Origin of the sequence: Rhodococcus ruber, assembly GCF_016804345.1 — a bacterium.
Lineage (GTDB): Bacteria > Actinomycetota > Actinomycetes > Mycobacteriales > Mycobacteriaceae > Rhodococcus > Rhodococcus ruber.
In genome coordinates this window covers 4186104-4206948 of record NZ_CP044211.1, presented here as the reverse complement: position 1 = coordinate 4206948, position 20845 = coordinate 4186104, and the positions used below count along the sequence as shown (strand labels likewise).

At 71.5% G+C, this 20845-nt stretch carries 1 protein-coding gene; it reads left to right on the top strand.

What is annotated here, in order from left to right:
* Positions 1 to 6: 6 nt before the first annotated feature.
* Positions 7 to 20823 carry a non-ribosomal peptide synthase/polyketide synthase gene (locus F1734_RS19185; RefSeq protein WP_203010928.1) on the top strand — a complete coding sequence of 6939 codons (20817 nt, stop codon included), beginning with the start codon at positions 7 to 9 and terminating at the stop codon, positions 20821 to 20823.
* The last annotated feature ends 22 nt before the right edge of the window (positions 20824 to 20845 follow it).

Below are 20845 nucleotides of genomic sequence, written 5' to 3'. Positions count from 1 at the left end.
TGGGGTTTGGACTCGCTGGGTGTCGGCGGATCGGGTGCGACGAACACGAACGCGGCGAACGTGCCGGACGGTGCCTTCCCCCTCTCTCCGGCACAGCTCGGGATGTGGTTCGCGCAACACGTCGACCCGTCGGTGCCCGCGAACATCGCCCAGTACGTCGAGCTCGTCGGCGACCTCGACCGTGGCCTCCTGCTCGAGGCCAGCGCGCGTGCCGCGCTCGAGATGGGCTCCGGTTTCCTCCGGTTCCTCGAGGTCGACGCGCAGCCGTACCAGCTCGTCGATCCGACCCTCGACGCCTCCATCGGATACGTGGACCTGCGGGACGCGGACGATCCGCGCGAGGCCGCGATGGAGTGGATGCGCGCCGACCGCAGCACCCCGGTCGACGTGCTCAAGGACCGGCTGATCTCGGCCACCGTCCTGCAGATCGGCGAGCGCCGCTACTTCTGGTACAACCGCGTCCACCACCTCGCGCTCGACGGTTTCGGCGCCGCGACCTTCATGACCCGGATCGCGGAGCTCTACACCGCCGCCGTGGAGGGCGCCGAACCCAGCCCCAACAAGGCGTCGGACGTGCGCACCGTGTACGAGGCCGAGATCGCGTACCGGAACTCACCGCGGTTCGACACCGACCGCGAGTACTGGTCGACGATCGTCGACGGCATCGACGAACCCACCAGCCTGGCCGGCCGCCCCGCACCGCCGGCCCCCGTCAGCCGGATCGACAGCGCCGCGCTCGGCGCCCGCGTCGAGGAGCTCGTCGACCATTTCACCGAACGCGAGAACACCAGCCTCGCCACCGCGGTGATCGCCGCCTTCGCCGCCTACATGGCCCAGATGACCGGCCGCACCGACGTCGTGCTCAGCCTGCCCGTCGCCGCGCGGACCACCGCGGTACTGCGCCGGTCCGGCAGCATGGTCTCCAACGTGGTGCCGTTGCGCCTCGAGGTGGCCGCCGGCACCACCGTGCGACAGCTCGTCGCGTCGGCCACCGCCGCCGTCTCGGGAGCGCTGCGGCACCAGCGGTACCGCCACGAGGACATCGTCCGCGACGCCGGGAGTGCGGCCGGCGGCCGCTCCACGTTCTTCGGCCCGTGGGTCAACATCATGCTGTTCGACAACGAGGTCCGCCTCGGCGACATGGTCGGACGGATCAACATCCTGTCCACCGGTCTCATCGAGGACCTCGGGGTCAACGTCTACAAGAGCGGTGGCACGCGCACCCACATCGACTTCGAGTCCAACCCCAACCTGTACGGCGTGCAGGAGTCCCGGGCGCACCACGCCCGGTTCGTGGAGTTCTTCGACCGATTCGTCGCGGCCGATCCCGATCGGCGGGTATGGGACCTGCCCCTCGGAACCGGCGCCGAGACCGCCCGGGTGCTCACCGAGTGGAATCGCACCGAGCACCCCGTCGACCACCGCACGCTGCTCGCGGAGTTCGAGGAGCAGGTGGCACGCACACCCGACGCCACGGCCCTCGTGTACGAGGGCGAAAGCCTGACGTACGCGGAATTCGACGCCCGCGTGAACGCGCTCGCGCGGCTGCTCGTCGCGCGCGGCGTCGGACCGGAGTCCCTGGTCGGACTGTCGGTGCGGCGTTCGCTCGAACTGCTCGTCGGCATGTACGCGATCCTCGAGGCCGGCGGCGCCTGGGTGCCGATCGACCCGGATCACCCCGCGGACCGGACCGCCTACATTCTCGACACCGCCCGGCCCGTCTGCGTGGTCACGACCGCGCGTGACCGGGTGGATCTGCCCGCCGGCCTCGATGTGGTCGAGATCGACCGCATCGATCTCACCGGACTGGACACGCGCCCGCTCACCGACGCCGACCGGCTCGGGCCGGTACGCCTCGACAGCACCGCCTACGTCATCTTCACCTCGGGCTCCACCGGGCGTCCCAAGGGTGTCGCGGTCACGCACCGGGCGATCGACAACCAGATCCGGTGGATGAACGACCAGTACGCGCTGTCGGCGTCCGACGTGTACCTGCAGAAGACCGCGACGACGTTCGACGTGTCGCTGTGGGGCTTCTTCATGCCACTGCGTGTGGGGGCGACCCTGGTGATCGCCACCCCCGACGGCCACCGCGACCCGATGTACGTGGCCGACCGGATCGCCGAACACGGGGTCACCGTCACCGACTTCGTGCCGTCGATGCTCACGGTGTTCGTCGCCAATGCCCGGCCCGGCTCGTGCGACACGCTGCGTCACGTGTTCGTGATCGGTGAGGCGCTGCCGGCCGAGACGGCGGCCGCGTTCGCCCAGCTGTGCCCCGCGCAGCTGCACAACCTCTACGGACCCACCGAGGCCGCGGTCTCGATCACCTACCATCGCGCCACGGCCGAGGACGTGACCACCGTCCCGATCGGCGTCCCCCAGTGGAACAGCCGCGTCTACGTCCTCGACCACCGGCTGCGGCCCGTGCCGCCCGGCAGGCCCGGCGAACTGTACCTCGCCGGGGTCCAGCTCGCGCGCGGCTACCTGCGCCGCCCCGACCTCACCGCCGACCGGTTCCTCGCCGATCCGTTCGGTGCCCCGGGCGACCGGATGTACCGCACCGGCGACCTCGTGTTGTGGTGCCTCGGCGCGGACGGTGCCGGATACCTCGACTACATCGGCCGGACCGACTTCCAGGTCAAGTTCCGGGGTCAGCGCATCGAGCTGGGCGAGATCGAGGCGGTCCTGCTCGCCGCCCCGGAGGTCTCGCAGGCCGTCGTGCTCGTGGTGCCGACGGCGACCGGCGACCAGCTCGTCGGCTACCTCGTCGCCGCCCCCGGCCACGCGATCGACACCGAGGCGCTGACCGAGGCGCTGGGCCGGGCGCTGCCGTCGTACATGGTTCCGGCGTCGCTGATGGTGCTCGACGCGTTCCCGCTCAACACCAGCGGCAAGCTCGACCGCAAGGCCCTGCCCGAGCCGGTGTTCAACAGCGCCCGCATATTCCGGGCGCCGCGCACCGCCGCCGAACGGGTCGTGGCCGAGACGTTCTCCGAGGTCCTGGGAGTCGCCGAGGTCGGCCTCGACGACGATTTCTTCGAACTCGGCGGCAACTCGCTCGTCGCCACCCAGCTCGTGTCCCGGATCGGCTCCGCCATGGACACCCAGGTTCCGGTGCGGGTGCTGTTCGAGTCGTCCACCGTCGTGGGCCTCGCGGCCCGGGTGGCACGACAGTCCGGATCGGGTGCCCGCCGGCCGCTCGTCGCGGGCCCGCGGCCGGACGTGCTGCCCCTCTCGACGGCGCAGCAGCGGATCTGGTTTCTCAACCGATTCGACGCCGGCACCGCCGCCTACAACCTGCCCTTCACGGTGCGGCTGACCGGTCCGCTCGATCCGGCCGCCCTCGACGCCGCCTTCGGCGACGTCGTCTCCCGGCACGAGACGCTGCGGACCGTCTACCCGGCCGTCGACGGGGAACCGCAACAGGTGATCCTGCCGGTCGAACACGTCGACAGCCGGGTCCCCGTGCTCGACATCACCGCGTCCGAGCTGCACGACCGGGTCGTGGCCCTGGCACAGCGCGGGTTCGACGTCGCCGTCGACGTGCCGTTCCGGATCGCGCTGTACCGGCTGGCGGACGACGAGTTCGTCCTGGCGATGGTGTTGCACCACATCGCCGCCGACGGGTCGTCCTTCGAGCCGCTCGTGCGCGACATCGTTGCCGCATACGCGGCGCGGGCGGCCGGCTCCGAACCCGGCTGGTCCGCGCTCCCGGTGCAGTACGCCGACTACGCGCTGTGGCAGCGCGACGTGCTCGGTCTCGAATCCGACCCGAACTCGATCTCCGCGCAGCAGATCGCCTACTGGACTCGGGAACTCGACGGCATCCCGGATCAGCTCGACCTGCCCGCGGATCGTCCCCGCCCGGCGGTCGCCACCTACCGCGGCGACAAGCGCCGGTTCGTGATCTCGGCCGAGACCCACCGTGGTCTCGTCGAGGTCGCCCGCTCGCACCACGCGTCGCTGTTCATGGTGATGCACTCCGCGTACGCCGTCCTCCTGTCGAGACTGAGCGGATCCGACGACATCGCCGTCGGCAGTGTCGTCGCCGGCCGTGGTGATCGTCTGCTCGACGACCTGATCGGCATGTTCGTCAACACGCTGGTGCTGCGTACCCGGGTCGATCCGGGTGCGCGCTTCGAGGAACTCCTCGACCGGGTCCGCGACTCCGATCTGAGCGCCTTCTCCAATGCGGACGTCCCGTTCGAGCGGCTCGTGGAGGTCCTCAAGCCGCCCCGGTCCACGGCTCGGCACCCGTTGTTCCAGGCTGCGCTGGCGGTGGAATCTCCTGGAACGCGCGACATTTCGTTCTCCGGGGTGCGCGCCACCGCGGCCGAGTTCGACGTGCCGATCGCGAAGTTCGACCTGCAGCTGTGGCTCGTCGAGCGGACCGACGACGAGGGGCGCCCGGCCGGCGTCAATGCCGTGTTCGAGTACGCGACCGACCTGTTCGACACCGACACCGTCGACGTCTTCGGGCAGCGTTTCGTGCGGATCCTCGAAGCGATCGTCGCCGATGCGGCCACGCCCGTCGGTGACATCGACCTCCTCGCGCCCGAGGAGGAGGCCCGGCTCGTCTCGGTCCGCGGCCCCGAACTCCATCGTGCGGAGCGACCGCTCGTCGAACTGCTCACGGCTGGAGTGGATCTCGCGCCCGATACGATCGCCGTCCGATGCGGCGAGTCGGCCCTGACGTACCGGGAGCTCGACGAGTGGTCCAACCGCCTCGCCCGCGTCCTCGTCGACAGCGGTGTCGGACCCGAGACGATTGTGGCCCTGGCCTTCCCGCGCTCCGCGGAGATGGTGCACTGCGTGTGGGCCGTCGCCAAGACCGGCGCCGCGTACGTGCCGATCGATCCCGCCCACCCGGTCGAACGCATCCGGCACATCGTCCGGGACTCCGGCGCCGTCCTCGGTCTGACCACCGCCGCGCACCTGCCGGAGCTGCCGGCGGATTTCGACTGGAACGCCCTCGACGCCGACGAGACCCGCGCGGCGATCGAACGGGCCTCGGCCGCGCCGCTCGGCGACGCCGACCGGCTCGCGCCGCTGCGCCTCGACCACGTCGCGTACATGATCTACACCTCGGGGTCGACGGGCCTGCCGAAGGGCGTCGCCGTGACCCACCACGGGCTCGCCGCGCTCGTGCAGGAGAGCGTCGAACTGTACGGCGTCACCGAGCGGTCACGGGTGTTGCACGTGTGCGCGCCCAGCTTCGACCCGTCGGTGCTCGAGTGGCTGATGGCCGGCTCCTCCGGCGCCGAACTCGTCGTGACACCCGCGAACGTGCTGGGTGGCACCGAACTGCACGACCTGATCGAGACGTACGGGGTGACCCATGCCGTCATCACCCCCGCCGTGCTCGGATCGGTCGACCCCCGCGATCTCGACACGCTGCGCGTCCTCAACGTCGGCGGCGACGTCTCCACCGCCGATCTGGTCGCCCGCTGGTCGCCCGGCCGCCGCTACTTCAACGCGTACGGCCCGACCGAAACCACGATCGTCACCACCCGCGGCGAACTGCACCCGGGCGAGCCCATCACCATCGGCACCCCCGTGGCCGGGGTCGGTGCCCTCGTGCTCGACGCGCGGCTGCACCCCGTTCCGGTCGGCGTGTCCGGGGAGCTGTACCTGACCGGGGACGCGCTCGCGCGTGGCTACCACCGGCGGCCCGCACTGACGGCGGACCGTTTCGTCGCCTCCCCGTTCGGCGCGCCGGGCGAGCGCATGTACCGCACCGGCGACGTCGTACGGTGGGACGACGAGGGCCGGCTGGTGTACGCCGGGCGGACCGACTTCCAGGTCAAGGTCCGCGGCTACCGTATCGAACTGGGGGAGATCGACGCCGCCTACCTCTCGCACCCCGCCGTCGACTTCGCCACCACGATCGGGCACGAAATGCCCTCGGGGCAGACCACTCTGGTCACCTACGTCCACGGCGAGGCGGGACTCGACAGCGAGGAGCTCACCGGGTACGTCGCCGGATTCCTGCCGTCCTACATGGTTCCCTCGGTCTGCGTCGTCCTCGACGCCGTCCCCCTCACCCCGAACGGCAAGGTGGACCGCAAGGCACTGCCCGAGCCGGTGTTCGAGGCGCGGGCCTTCCGCGCCCCCACCACGCCGATCGAGGAGATCGTCGCGGGCACATTCGAGAGCGTCCTCGGCATCGACCGGGTCGGGCTGGACGACGACTTCTTCGAGCTCGGTGGCAACTCGCTCGTCGCGACCCAGCTCGTGTCCAGGCTCGGTGCGGCCCTCGACACCCAGGTGCCCGTGCGTCTGCTGTTCGAGGCGTCGACCGTCGTCGCGCTGGCCGCGCGGGTCGAACACCGTGCCGGCGCCGGCCGCCGCATCCCGCTCGTGGCCCAGCCGCGCCCCGACCGGATCCCGCTGTCCCTGGCCCAACAGCGCATGTGGTTCCTGAACCGGTTCGAGCCCGAATCGGCCACCTACAACCTGCCCTTCGCGCTGCGACTGTCCGGTGAACTCGACATCACCGCGCTGCAGGTCGCCATCATGGACGTCATCGACCGGCACGAGTCGCTCCGAACCGTCTACCCCGAGGGGCCCGACGGGCCGATGCAGGTCGTCACGGACGCTGCCACGGCGGTGCCCAACCTGACGCCGACGTCGATCACGGAAGAGAACCTGCAGCAGGAGATCTCGGCGCTCGCGTCCACCGGGTTCGACGTGACCCGCGAGGTGCCCGTGCGGGCCCACCTGTTCGAGATCGACCCGACCGAGCACGTGCTGGCGATCGTCATGCACCACATCTCCGCCGACGGCTGGTCGATGGGACCGGTCGCACGCGACGTCATGGCCGCCTACGCCGCGCGCATCGAGTGGGAGCGTCCCGCGTGGCCGCCGCTGCCGGTGCAGTACGCGGACTACACACTGTGGCAGCACGAACTTCTCGGCTCCGAGAGCGACCCGGAGTCGCTGATCGCCGACCAGCTCGCCTACTGGCGCACCACCCTCGCCGGGCTGCCCGACCAGCTCGACCTGCCGTCGGACCGGCCGCGGCCGGCACGGCAGTCGTTCCGCGGCGGCACCGAGCGGTTCGTCGTGTCCGCCGAGGTCCATTCCGCGCTCGACGACGTCGCGCGCCGGCACGGCACCACGCTGTTCATGGTGGTGCACGCGGCGCTGTCGGTGCTGCTGGCGCGGTTGTCGGGGACCGACGACATCGCCGTCGGCACCCCGGTGGCCGGTCGCGGCGAGCAGGAACTCGACAACGTGGTCGGCATGTTCGTCAACACCCTGGTGCTGCGGACCCAGGTGGACCCGGACCAGCCGTTCACCGAGCAGCTCGCCCGCGCCCGGGAGGCCGCGCTCGGTGCGTTCGCGCACGCGGACGTGCCGTTCGAGCGGCTGGTGGAGGTGCTCAATCCCGCCCGGTCGACGGCGCGGCACCCGCTGTTCCAGGTCATGCTGGCCTTCCAGAATCTCGGGTCGACCCACGTGGAGCTGCCCCGGCTCGTCCTGGAGACACAAGCCATCGACACCTCGGTGGCCAAGTTCGACCTGCAGCTGACGCTGTCCGAGTCCACGGACGACGACGGCGGAGCCGACGGGCTCGTCGCCGAGATCACCTATGCGACGGATCTGTTCGATGCGTCGACGGTGGCGGGGTTCGCGGCGCGGTTCGTGCGGGTGCTCGAGGAGGTGGTGGCCGATCCGTCGGTGGCGGTGGGGGATCTGGAGATCCTCGAGCCGGGGGAGCGGTCGCGGGTGCTCGAGGTGTGGAACGACACGGGGCATGCGGTGCCGGCGGTGACGTTGGTGGGGTTGTTCGAGGAGCAGGTGCGGCGGTCGCCGCAGGCGCCGGCGGTGACGTTCGACGGTGTGTCGCTGACGTACGGGGAGTTCGCCGGGCGGGTGCGGCGGTTGGCGCGGCATCTGGTGTCGGTGGGGGTGGGGCCGGAGTCGCTGGTGGGGTTGGCGATGCGCCGGTCGATCGATCTGCTGGTGGGGATGTATGCGGTGGTGGAGGCCGGGGGCGGGTATGTGCCGCTGGATCCGGATCAGCCGGCCGAGCGCAACGGGTACATCCTCGAGGTGGCGGCGCCGGTGGTGGTGTTGACCACGACGCGGGACGGGTTCGTGGTGCCGGGGGAGAGCTCTGTCCGCACTCTGGTGCTCGACGAGTTGGATGTGTCGGGGTACTCGGGTGCGCCGGTGTCCGATGCGGAGCGGCGGGCGCCGTTGCGGGGGTCGAACACGGCGTATGTGATCTTCACGTCGGGGTCGACGGGGCGGCCGAAGGGGGTGGCGGTCTCGCATGCGGCGATCGTCAATCGTCTGGTGTGGATGCAGGGGCGGTACGGGCTGACCGGCGCGGATGTGGTGTTGCAGAAGACGCCGTTCACGTTCGATGTGTCGGTGTGGGAGTTCTTCTGGCCGTTGCAGGTGGGGGCGCGGTTGGTGGTCGCGGCCCCGGACGGGCACCGCGACCCGGGGTATCTCGCGGCGGTCATGCGCGCCGAGTCGGTGACCGTCGCGCACTTCGTGCCGTCGATGCTCGCCGTGTTCGTCGCCGAGTCCGCGGTCGGCGGGATCTCGTCGCTGCGGTACGTGTTCGCGTCCGGTGAGGCCCTCGCCGCCGCGGTCGCCGCCCGGGTGCGGTCGGTGCTGCCGGCGGTGGTTGTGCACAACCTGTACGGGCCGACCGAGGCCGCGGTGGATGTGACGTTCCACGAGGTGACCGACGCGGATGTGGTGTCGGTGCCGATCGGTGCGCCGGTGTGGAACACGGGTGTGTTCGTGCTCGACGGGCGGTTGCATCCGGTGCCGGTGGGGGTGCCGGGTGAGTTGTATCTGGCGGGTGTGCAGCTCGCGCGCGGGTACGTCGGCCGGTCGGATCTGACCGCGGATCGGTTCGTGGCGAACCCGTTCGGGGCGGCGGGGGAGCGGTTGTACCGCACCGGTGATCTGGTGACGTGGACCGCCGGTGGGGAGCTCGAGTACCTGGGCCGCACGGACTTCCAGGTCAAGCTGCGTGGTCTGCGCATCGAACTCGGCGAGATCGAGGCGGCGCTGCTGGAGGTTCCTGCGGTGGCGCAGGCGGTCGTGCTGGTCCGCGCCGAGCAGCTGGTGGCGTACGTGGTCACGACCGCCGGTGCCGTGTTCGACGAGGACGAGGCCCGGTCGGCGGTGGGGCACGTGCTGCCGTCGTACATGGTGCCGTCGGCGTTCGTGGTGCTCGCGGAGTTGCCGCTGAACGCGTCGGGCAAGCTGGACCGGAAGGCGTTGCCGGAGCCGGTGTTCGAGGTCAAGGCGTTTCGTGCCGCGACGACTCCGGTGGAGGAGATCGTGGCGAGTGTGTTCGCCGAGGTGCTCGGTCTCGAGCGGGTCGGTCTCGACGACGACTTCTTCGCGCTCGGCGGCAACTCGCTGATCGCCACGCAGGTGGTCTCGCGGATCGGGGCGGCGCTCGACGCGTCGGTGCCGCTGCGGGTGCTGTTCGAGAATTCGACCGTCGAGGCGTTGGCCGCCCGGATCGACGGTCACGACGGTCCGGCGCGACGTGCCCCGCTGGTTCCGCAACCCCGGCCCGAGCGGGTGCCGCTGTCGCTCGCCCAGCAGCGCATGTGGTTCCTCAACCGGTTCGATCCCGATTCGACGGCGAACAACATTCCCGTGGCCGTCCGCATGTCCGGCCGGCTCGACGTCCCGGCGCTCGAGGAAGCGGTGTGCGACGTCCTCGCCCGCCACGAATCCCTGCGCACCGTCTACCCCGACCTCGACGGGTACGGCTACCAGAAGGTGCTCGCGCCCTCCGAGGCCCGCGTCCCGCTCGAGGCCGTGCGCATCGACCCGGCGCAGCTGCCCGACGAACTGCGGACGCTGGCGGCCACGCACTTCGACGTGTCCACCGACGTCCCGATCGTCGTGCGGTTGCTGTGCCTGAGCCCCGAGGAGCACGTGCTCGTCGCGGTCATGCACCACATCGCCGGCGACGGCTTCTCGATGGGTCCCCTCACCCGCGACATCATGGTCGCCTACGCGGCCCGGTCGCTCGGCAACGAACCCGCCTGGGAGCCGCTCGAGATCCAGTACGCCGACTACACCCTGTGGCAGCGCGACGTGCTCGGCTCCGAGGACGATCCGGACTCGCTCGTCACCCGTCAGCTCGAATACTGGAAGCAGACGCTCGACGGCCTGCCGGACGGCCTCGACCTGCCGACCGACCGTCCACGGCCCGCGGTGGCGACGAATCGTGGTGCGACACACAGGCTCACACTCGACGAGTCGCTGCACGCTGCGCTCGGCCGGCTCGCCGGCGAACAGCGCGCGACGGTGTTCATGGTGGTTCACGCCGCCCTGGCGCTGCTGCTGGCCCGTCTCGGCACCTCCCGGGACATCGCCGTCGGCACCCCGGTGGCCGGCCGGGGGGAACGCTCGCTCGACAACCTGATCGGCATGTTCGTCAACACCCTGGTGCTGCGCACCGAGGTGGACACTGCCGACACCTTCGCCGAACTGCTCGCCCGGGTGCGCGAAGTCGACCTCGGGGCGTTCGCGCACGCCGAGGTGCCGTTCGAGCGCCTGGTGGACGTGCTCGCGCCGGAACGCACTCAGGCCCGGACCCCGTTGTTCCAGGTCATGCTGGCGTTCCAGAACATCGGCGACGTGGCCCTGGAACTACCGGGACTGTCGGTGGCGCAACTGCCGCTCGACGGCGGCGTGGCGAAGTTCGACCTCATGGTCACGATCCTCGAGGGTCAGGCGGCCGGCACCGACGCGGGTGCTCTCGCCGTCGAGATCTCCTACGCCACCGACCTGTTCGACGCCTCGACGATCGCCGCCGTGGGCGACCGGTTCGTCCGTCTGCTACGGCTGGTGACCGAACGACCCGACGTGCCGGTCGGCGACCTGCCGATGCTGCCGGGGGCGGAACTCGGTGCGGTCGAGCAGCTTTCGCACGGCCCCCGTCGAGCGCTCGATTCCGACGCCACCCTGGTCGATCTCCTCGCCCGGCAGGCGGCCTGCACGCCCGACGCCGTGGCTGTGGAGTCGGCCGAGTCGACGTGGACGTACCGCGGGTTCGGCTCCCGTGTCAACGCCCTGGCGCGGTATCTCGTCGCGCACGGCGCGGGACCGGACACCGTCGTCGCGGTGGCCGCGAGCCGCTCCACGGAGATGCTCGTGGCGATCCACGCCGTCCTGGCTGCGGGGGCCGCCTACGTCCCGCTCGACCCGGACCAGCCGGCCGACCGGATCGCGTATGTCCTCGAATCCGCCTCGCCCGTAATGGTTCTCACCCGTACCGGACGTGAGCGCCTGCCGGGTGCCGACGCGGTGCCGATCGTGGCGCTCGACGAGGCCGACACCACCCCGTACGGCGATGCGCCCCTGACCGACGCCGACCGGCTCGCGCCGCTGCGCCCGGATCATCTCGCGTACGTGCTCTACACGTCCGGTTCCACCGGCCGGCCGAAGGGCGTGGCCGTGCCGCACGCCGCCGTGGTCCACCAACTGCTGTGGATGCAGGACCAGTTCGGCCCGGGCGCCGGCGACGTCCTGCTGCTCAAGACCCCCGCCACCTTCGACGCCTCGGTCTGGGAGATCTTCCTGCCGCCGCTCGTGGGCGCCCGGATCGTGGTCGGCGCACCCGACCTGCACCGCGACCCCGCCGCGATGGCGGCAGCGATCGCCCGGCACGCCGTCACCCTGGCCCAGTTCGTGCCCGCCGTCCTCGACGCCGTGCTCGAACACCTCGACCGGGCGACCGCCGCGTCCCTGACCCAGGTCTTCTGCGGCGGCGAGAGCCTCCCGGCCGACACCGTCGCCCGGCTGCACGCACTGAGCGATGCACCCGTCCACAACCTGTACGGCCCGACCGAGACGACGATCCAGACCGTCCACCGGACGGCCGGACCCGGCGACACCGCAACGGTTCCGATCGGTACCCCGGTCTGGAACACCGGCGCGCTCGTGCTCGACGAACGGCTGCACCCCGTGCCGCTCGGCGTCGCCGGCGAGCTCTACCTCACCGGTCCCCAGCTGGCGCGGGGCTATCACGGCCGCCCGGATCTGACGGCCGAGCGATTCGTCGCCGACCCCTGGTCCAGCGGCGAGCGGATGTACCGCACCGGCGACCTGGTGCGGTGGACCGCCGCGGGCGAGCTCGACTACCTGGGCCGCACGGACCTGCAGGTCAAGTTGCGCGGCCTGCGTATCGAACTCGGCGAGGTCGAGTCGCAGCTGACCGCCCTCGACGAGGTGCGCCAGGCCGTCGCCGTGGTGCGCGAGGACCCGCGCTTCGGATCGCAACTGGTCGGCTACGTCGTTCCCGAGCCGGGCGTCGCGTTCGACCCCGCCCGGGCGAAGGACGCGCTGGCCACCACGCTGCCGTCCTACATGGTGCCGTCGGCCTTCGTCGCCCTGGAGGCGTTCCCGCTGAACGCCAGCGGCAAGATCGACCGGCGCGCTCTGCCGGCCCCGACCTTCGAAGCACGCACCTTCACCGCGCCGCGGACCCCGGTCGAGGAGATCGTCGCGGGCGTCTTCGCCCAGGTACTGGGTGTGCCGCGGGTCGGCCGCGACGACGACTTCTTCGATCTCGGCGGCAACTCCCTCGTCGCGACGCAGGTCGCGGCCCGCCTCAGCGACGCGCTCGACGCGTCGATCCCGGTGCGGGCACTGTTCGACGCCCCGACCGTCGAGGCTCTCGCGGTGCGGGCCGAGCAGGAGGCCGGCGCGGGTCGCCGCACCCCGCTGGCCCCGTACGAGCGGCCCGAGCGCATCCCACTGTCGCCGGCGCAGCAGCGCATGTGGTTCCTCAACCGATTCGACCCCGGGTCGGCGGTGAACAACGTCCCGATCGGCGTGCGTTTCACCGGCGCCCTCGACGTGCCCGCCCTGCGCGGGGCGATCCGGGACCTGACCGAGCGCCACGAGGTGCTGCGCACCATCTACCCCGACGTGGACGGCACCGGCTACCAGCAGATCCTGCCGGAATCCCCGGTGCGGCTCGAGGTCGAGCAGATCGACGCGCAGGCTCTGCCGGACCGTGCCCGCGAACTCGTCACGCGCGGGTTCGACGTCACCACCGAGGTGCCCTTCCGTGCGGTGGTCTTCGAGCTGAGCCGAACCGAGCACGTGCTGCTGTTCGTCGCCCATCACATCGCCACGGACGGGTTCTCCCTGCGTCCGCTCGCCCGCGACGTGATGGTCGCCTACGCGGCCCGCACCCGCGGCGAGCTGCCCGGCTGGGCACCGCTCGAGATCCAGTACGCGGACTACGCCCTGTGGCAGCGCGACGTGCTCGGCTCCGAGGACGAGCCGGGATCCGTGGCCGCCGAACAGGTGCAATTCTGGAAGCGCACGCTCGCCGGGCTGCCCGACCAGCTGGACCTGCCGTCCGATCGGGCCCGTCCCGAGCGGGCCTCCGGACACGGCCGCACCAGCCGCTTCCACGTCGACGAGGCGCTCCACGACCGTCTGCAGAACCTTGCGCACGAGAAGAACACGTCGCTGTTCATGGTCGTGCACGCGGCGCTCGCGGTGCTGCTGGCCCGGTTGTCCGCCACCGAGGACATCGCGATCGGCACCCCGGTCGCCGGCCGCGGCGAGGCCGCCCTCGACGACCTGGTCGGCATGTTCGTCAACACCCTCGTCCTGCGCACGGACGTGCAGGGCGGGCAGTCCTTCGCGGAACTGCTCAGCGCGGTGCGCGAGAGCGACCTCGACGCGTTCGCCCACGCGGACGTGCCGTTCGAACGGCTGGTGGAGATCCTCGACCCGGAGCGCTCCCAGGCCCGGCACCCGCTGTTCCAGGTGGTGCTGACCTTCCAGAACATCGGACAGGCCGAGTTCGAACTCGACGGTCTCGCGCTCGAGGCTCTCGACTACGACCCGCCCACGGCGAAATTCGACCTGCAGTTCACCTTCTCGGAGCAGGTGGCCGAGGACGGTTCGGCGGCCGGCATCGCCGCCGCCGTCACCTACGCCACCGACCTGTTCGACGAGCTGCGCGTCGCCGCCTTCGCCGAGCAGCTGCTGCGGATCCTGCGGGCCGTGGCGGCGGATCCGTCGGTGGCGGTCGGCGACATCGAGATCGTCGACGAGTTCGAACGTGAACTCGTGGTCTCCCGGTGGAACTCGCTCGGCGACGACGTCGCCCCGGCGGACGTGACGCTGGTGGACATGTTCGAGGCGCGGGTCGCCGCCGCACCCGGCGACACCGCGGTGCGGTTCGGCGACGAGGCACTGACCTACGCGGAGTTCGCGTCCCGGGCGCGGCGACTGGCCCGGCATCTGATCTCGGTGGGCGTGGGCCCCGAGTCGCTCGTGGCGGTCGCGCTGCCGCGGTCGCCGGATCTGGTGGTCGCCCTCGTCGCGGTGCTCGAGGCCGGCGGCGGGTATCTGCCGGTGGACCCGAACTACCCGGCCGACCGGATCGAGTTCATGCTCACCGACGCCGCACCGGCCGCGGTGCTCACCGCCTCCGGCACCGGGATCGAGGTGCCCACCGCGGTGCCGGTGGTCGAGCTCGACACCGTCGACCTCTCGGGGACGGACGACGCGCCGATCCGCGACGAGGAGCGCACCGCGCCGCTGGGCGCCGCGAACCTCGCGTACGTCATCTACACTTCGGGGTCCACGGGCCGGCCGAAGGGCGTGCTGATCCCGCACCGGAACGTGGTGCGGCTCATGGTGAACACCGAGTCGGTCTACGGGTTCGGCCCGTCGGATGTGTGGACGATGTTCCACTCGTACGCGTTCGACTTCTCGGTGTGGGAACTGTGGGGCCCCCTGCTGTACGGCGGCACCCTGGTGGTCGTGGACTGGTTCACCTCGCGCTCGCCCGAGGCGTTCCGCGAGTTGCTCGTGCGCGAACGGGTGACGGTGCTCAATCAGACACCGTCGGCGTTCTACCAGCTCGCCGAGGCCGACCGCACGGCCGGTGGCACGGAGGGCGACCTCGCTCTGCGGTACGTGATCTTCGGCGGTGAGGCCCTCGAGCCGCGCCGGCTGGCGGGCTGGTTCACCCGGCACGGGGACACCTCCCCGCGGCTGGTGAACATGTACGGCATCACCGAGACCACGGTGCACGTGTCGTACCGGGAGATCGGTGCGGAGCTGGCCGAGGCCGGTTCCGCGAGCATCGTGGGCGTGCCGATCGCGGGCCTGCGGGTCTACGTCCTCGACACCCGCCTCAACCCGGTTCCGGTGGGCGTGGCCGGTGAGATGTACGTCGGCGGCGGCCAGCTGGCCCGCGGCTACCTGGGCCGCCCGGACCTGTCCGCGGCCCGGTTCGTGGCCGACCCGTTCTCCGCCGACGGTGGATTGCTGTATCGCACCGGCGATGTCGCGCGCTGGGCGGTCTCGGGGGACCTCGAGTACCTCGGCCGCGCGGACGACCAGGTCAAGATCCGCGGCTTCCGGATCGAGCTCGGCGAGGTCGAGTCGGCCGTGCTGGCCCAGCCGACGGTCGGGCAGGCCGCGGTGATCGTGCGCGAGGACGCCCCCGGCGCGGCGCGCATCGTCGCGTACGTGGTGCCCGCCGACGGCGCGACCGTCGACGTCGAGGAACTGCGCGCCGGGGCGGGTGCGCTGGTGCCGGAGTACATGGTGCCGTCGGCGTTCGTGGTGATCGACGCGATCCCGTTGACCGTCAACGGCAAGCTCGACCGCCGGGCGCTGCCGGAACCGGTGTTCGAGACCCGGGTCTTCCGGGCGCCGTCGACGCCGGTCGAGGAGATCGTCGCGGGCACGTTCGCCGAGGTGCTCGGCGTCGAGCGGGTGGGCGCGGACGACGACTTCTTCGAGCTCGGCGGCAACTCGCTGATCGCGACGCAGGTCGTGTCACGGCTCGGGGCGGCGCTCGACACGCAGGTCCCGGTGCGGACGCTGTTCGAGGCCTCGACCGTCGCCGCGCTCGCGGCGCGGGTCGAGCAGGACGCCACCGGCGGCGCCCGGGTGCCGCTGACCGCGCGCACGCGTCCCGAACGCATCCCACTGTCGCCGGCGCAGCAGCGCATGTGGTTCCTCAACCGCTTCGACCCCGAGTCGACGGCGTACAACATCCCGATGGCCCTGCGCCTGACCGGCGACCTCGACGTCGACGCGCTGCGCGCCGCCGTCGCCGACCTGGTGGCCCGCCACGAGACCCTGCGGACCGTGTACCCGGAGACGAATTCCGGTCCGGTACAGGATATCCGGCCCGCCACCGCGGTCCCGGTCGACCTCGACCCGATCGACGTCCCGGCGGCCGAGCTGGAACCGCGCCTGCGCGAACTCGCCTCGACCGGCTTCGACGTCACCCGCGAGATCCCGCTGCGGATCGCGCTGCTGCGTCTCGCACCCACCGAGTACGTCCTGGTCACCGTGGTGCATCACATCGCCGCGGACGGCTCGTCGATGGTGCCGATGGTGCGCGACGTGATGACCGCGTACGCCGCCCGTTCCGCCGGCACCGAGCCGGCGTGGGCACCGCTCGAGCTGCAGTACGCGGACTACGCGCTGTGGCAGCGGGAGCTGCTCGGATCCGAGGACGATCCCGAGTCGCTCGCCGCCCGCCAGCTCGACCACTGGCGGACCGCGCTGGCCGATCTGCCGGATCAGCTGGACCTGCCCACGGACCGGCCGCGGCCCGTGCAGCAGTCGTTCCGCGGCGACCGGGTCGAGTTCGTCGTGGACGCGGACGTGCACGCCGCGTTGCGCGACCTCGCGCGCGCCCGCAACGCGACCGTGTTCATGGCGATGCATGCCGCGTTCGCGGCACTGCTCGCGCGCCTGTCCGGATCCGACGACATCGCGGTGGGCACGCCCATCGCGGGCCGCGGCGAGGCCGCCGTCGAGAACCTGATCGGCATGTTCGTCAACACGCTGGTCTTCCGCCTCTCCGTCGACGGAAACCGGTCGTTCGACGAACTGCTCGGGGCGGCACGGGAAACCGACCTGCAGGCGTTCGCACACGCGGACGTGCCCTTCGAGCGGCTCGTGGAGGTGCTCAACCCGGCCCGCTCCACCGCGCGGCACCCGCTGTTCCAGGTGGGCTTCTCGTTCCAGAACCAGCAGCGCACCGAACTGGAACTGGCGGGCCTGACCGTCGCCCCGATCGACCTCGAGGGCGGCACGTCGCAGTTCGACCTGCACCTGATCGTCAGCGACCGGTACGACGAGCAGGGCGCCCCGGCCGGGATGGACGCGATCCTGACCTTCGCCACCGACCTGTTCGACGAGTGCACCGCGCGTGCTGTGGCCGAGCGTTTCCGGCAGTTGCTCCGTGCACTGGTGCAGGCGCCGGACGTGCCGGTGGGCGAGCACCCCGTGCTCCTCGCGCGCGAAGAGCACGACGTCCTGGCGGCGTGGAACGACACCGCCCACGAGACCGGCGCGGCCGCAACGCTCGTCGACCTGTTCGACGAGCAGGTACGCCGGGACCCCGGCGCGGTCGCACTGGTGTACGAGGGTGCCGCCGTCACGTACGGCGAGTTCGACGCCCGCGTCAACCGTCTCGCCCGGCACCTGATCGCCCAGGGCGTGGGGCCGGAGGACCGGGTCGCGCTGATCGTGCGGCGTTCGCCGGAACTCGTCGTCGGCATGTACGCGATCGCCAAGGCCGGCGGTGCGTACGTGCCCCTCGACCCGGACCAGCCGGCCGAGCGCAACGCCTACATCCTCGACACCGCGGCGCCCACGTGCGTGGTCACGGTCGCGGCGGATCGGATCGACGTGCCCGGCGTGCCGGTCGTCGAACTCGACCGCGTGGACCTCTCCGGTCTGCCGGACGCGCCGGTGACCGCGGCCGAACGTCGCGCGCCGCTGCGTGCGGCGAACACCGCGTACGTGATCTTCACGTCCGGATCGACCGGCCGGCCCAAGGGTGTGGCGGTTCCGCACGCCGCCGTGGTCAACCAGATGGTCTGGAAGCGGGACGCGTTCGATCTCGGACCGGACGACGCGGTGCTGCTCAAGACCGTCGCCACGTTCGACCTGTCGGTGTGGGAGTTCTGGTCGGCGCTCACCTCCGGCTCGCGTCTGGTGATCGCGACCGCCGACGGGCACCGCGATCCCGACTACCTGCTGCGGTTGCTGCGCGACGAGCGCGTCACCACTCTGCATGTGGTGCCGTCGATGCTGTCGATGCTCACGACCGCCGCGGGTGGGGAGGTCGCGTCGTCGCTGCGGCGCGTGCTCGCCATCGGCGAGGCGCTGCCGGCGGCCACCGCGCGGCAGTTCCGGGCGGACAACGCGGCGGCCCTGTTCAACCTGTACGGGCCGACCGAGGCCGCGGTGTCCGTCACCGTGCACGAGACGAGCGACGCCGACACCACGGTCGTGCCGATCGGTGTGCCCGAGTGGAACAGCCGCGTGTACGTGCTCGACGCGCGCCTGCGCCCGGTGCCGATCGGGGTGGCCGGCGAGCTGTACCTGGCCGGCGCGCAGCTGGCGCGCGGCTACCACGGTCGTCCCGACCTGACCGCCGACCGGTTCGTCGCCGACCCGTTCGGCGGCGGCCGGATGTACCGCACCGGCGACATCGTGCACTGGAACCGTGACGGCGAGCTGGTCTACCGCGACCGCGCCGACTTCCAGGTCAAGGTGCGCGGCTACCGCATCGAACTCGGGGAGATCGAATCGGTGCTGCGCGCCCGCGACGGGGTGCGCGACGTCGCCGTCCTCGTGCGCACCGACCCGCACGTCGGCGACCGGCTGGTGGCCTACGTGGTCCCGGCCGTCGGAGCCGACGCTGCCGGAGCGGACGCTGCCGGATTCGATGCGGCCGAGACGAAGACGGCACTGGCGCAGGCCCTTCCGTCGTACATGGTGCCGTCGGCGTTCGTCGTCCTCGAGGCGCTCCCGCTGAACACCAACGGCAAGCTCGACCGCCGGGCGCTGCCCGAGCCGGAGTTCGAGACCGGGCAGTTCCGGGCCCCCACCACCCCGGTGGAGGAGATCGTCGCCCGGATCCTCGCCGAGGTTCTCGGCATCGAACGCGCCGGCCTCGACGACGACTTCTTCGAACTCGGCGGCAACTCCCTGCTCGCGACGCAGCTGGCCTCCCGGCTCGGTGTCGCGCTCGACACCCGGGTGTCGGTGCGGACCGTGTTCGAGGCGTCGACCGTCGCGGCGCTGGCCGGCCGGATCCAGCCGTCCGTCGGCCGCGGTGCCCGGCCACCGCTGGTACCGCAGCCGAGGCCCGACCGGATTCCGCTGTCGCTCGCGCAGCAACGGATGTGGACCCTCAACCAGGTGGATCCCGGGTCCGGGGTCTACAACATCCCCGTCGCGGTGCGGCTGCGCGGCTCCCTCGACACCGAGGCCCTGCGCTCGGCGGTCGCCGACGTGATCGCCCGGCACGAGGTGCTGCGCACGGTGTACCCGGACACGGAGGACGGCCCGGTCCAGGTGGTGCTCCCGACGGCGCAGGCGCTGCCGGACCTGGCCCCGGTGCCGGTGTCGGAGAACGAGATCGTCGACCGGCTCACCGACGTCCTCGGTGCGGGCTTCGACGTGACGGCACCGACCCCGCCGGTGCGGGCACGGTTGTTCCGCGTCGCCGACGACGAGCACGTGCTCGCTCTGGTGGCGCACCACATCAGCGCCGACGGCTACTCGATGCGGCCCCTCGTGCGCGACGTGATGGTCGCCTACGCCGCCCGCGCCGAGGCGCAGATGCCCGGCTGGGCGGAGCTGCCGGTCCAGTACGCCGACTACACGCTGTGGCAGCAGCGGGTGCTCGGCAGCCCGGACGACCCCGACAGCGAGCTGTCCCGCCAGCTCGGGTACTGGACCGACGAGCTGACCGGCAGTCCCGAGCTGCTCGCGCTGCCGACGGATCGGCCGCGGCCGGCGCGGCAGTCCACCGAGGGCGACTCGGTGACGTTCACCATCGGGGAGGCGCTCGCGCAGCGCATCGAGAAGACCGCCCGCGAGCACAACGCGACGGTGTTCATGGTCGTGCACGCCGCCCTCGCGGTGCTCCTGTCGCGTCTGGCGTCCGCCGAGGACGTCGCGGTCGGAACTCCGACCGCCGGCCGCGCCGAGGAAGTGCTCGACGACCTGGTGGGCATGTTCGTCAACACGCTGGTGCTGCGCACCCGCGTGGCCGGCGGGGACACCTTCGCCGATCTGCTCGCCCAGGCGAAGGAGAAGGACCTCGCGGCGTTCGGCAACGCCGACGTGCCGTTCGAGCGGCTCGTCGACGCCGTCGGCCGCAGGCGGTCGAGCTCGTACACGCCGCTGTTCCAGGTGATGCTCACGTTCCAGAACATCGAGACCGGCACGCTGGAACTGCCCGGAATGGCGGTCACCCCGCTCGAGGCGGGCACCCACCAGGCGAAGTTCGACCTGCAGTGCACCTTCGTCGAGCAGTTCGCGCCCGGCGGCGGCCTCGGCGGCCTCGAGGTGATCTTCACCTACGCGACCGCGCTGTTCGACCGGGAGACGGTCGAGCTGTTCGCCGAGCGGTTCACCCGCATCCTCGAGGCGGTGACGTCGGATCCGCAGATCCGGTTGCGGGCGATCGACATCCTCACCGAGGCCGAACGGGCCCGGCTGGCCGCGCCGCGCAAGCCGCGGACGGTGGCGGACCTGCCGGATCTGGTCGCCGCCGCCGCCGAGGCCGCCCCCGACGCGGTGGCGCTCAGCCACGAGGGCCGGGACGTCACCTTCGGGGAGTTCGCGCAGAAGCTGGCCGCGACGGCCACCGCGACGGGCGGGGCGCTGACCGCGGAGGCGCTCGTGCCTGTGGTGTTGAACACCCTCATCCCCGGCGTCCTGCCCGCGCTGGGTGCCGACGGGTTCGCCGAACTGGTCCGATCCGTGCTCGCCGCGGCCGACGAGATCACCGGTGGGGGGCTCTGACCTGGGCGCTTCGTTTGCTGTC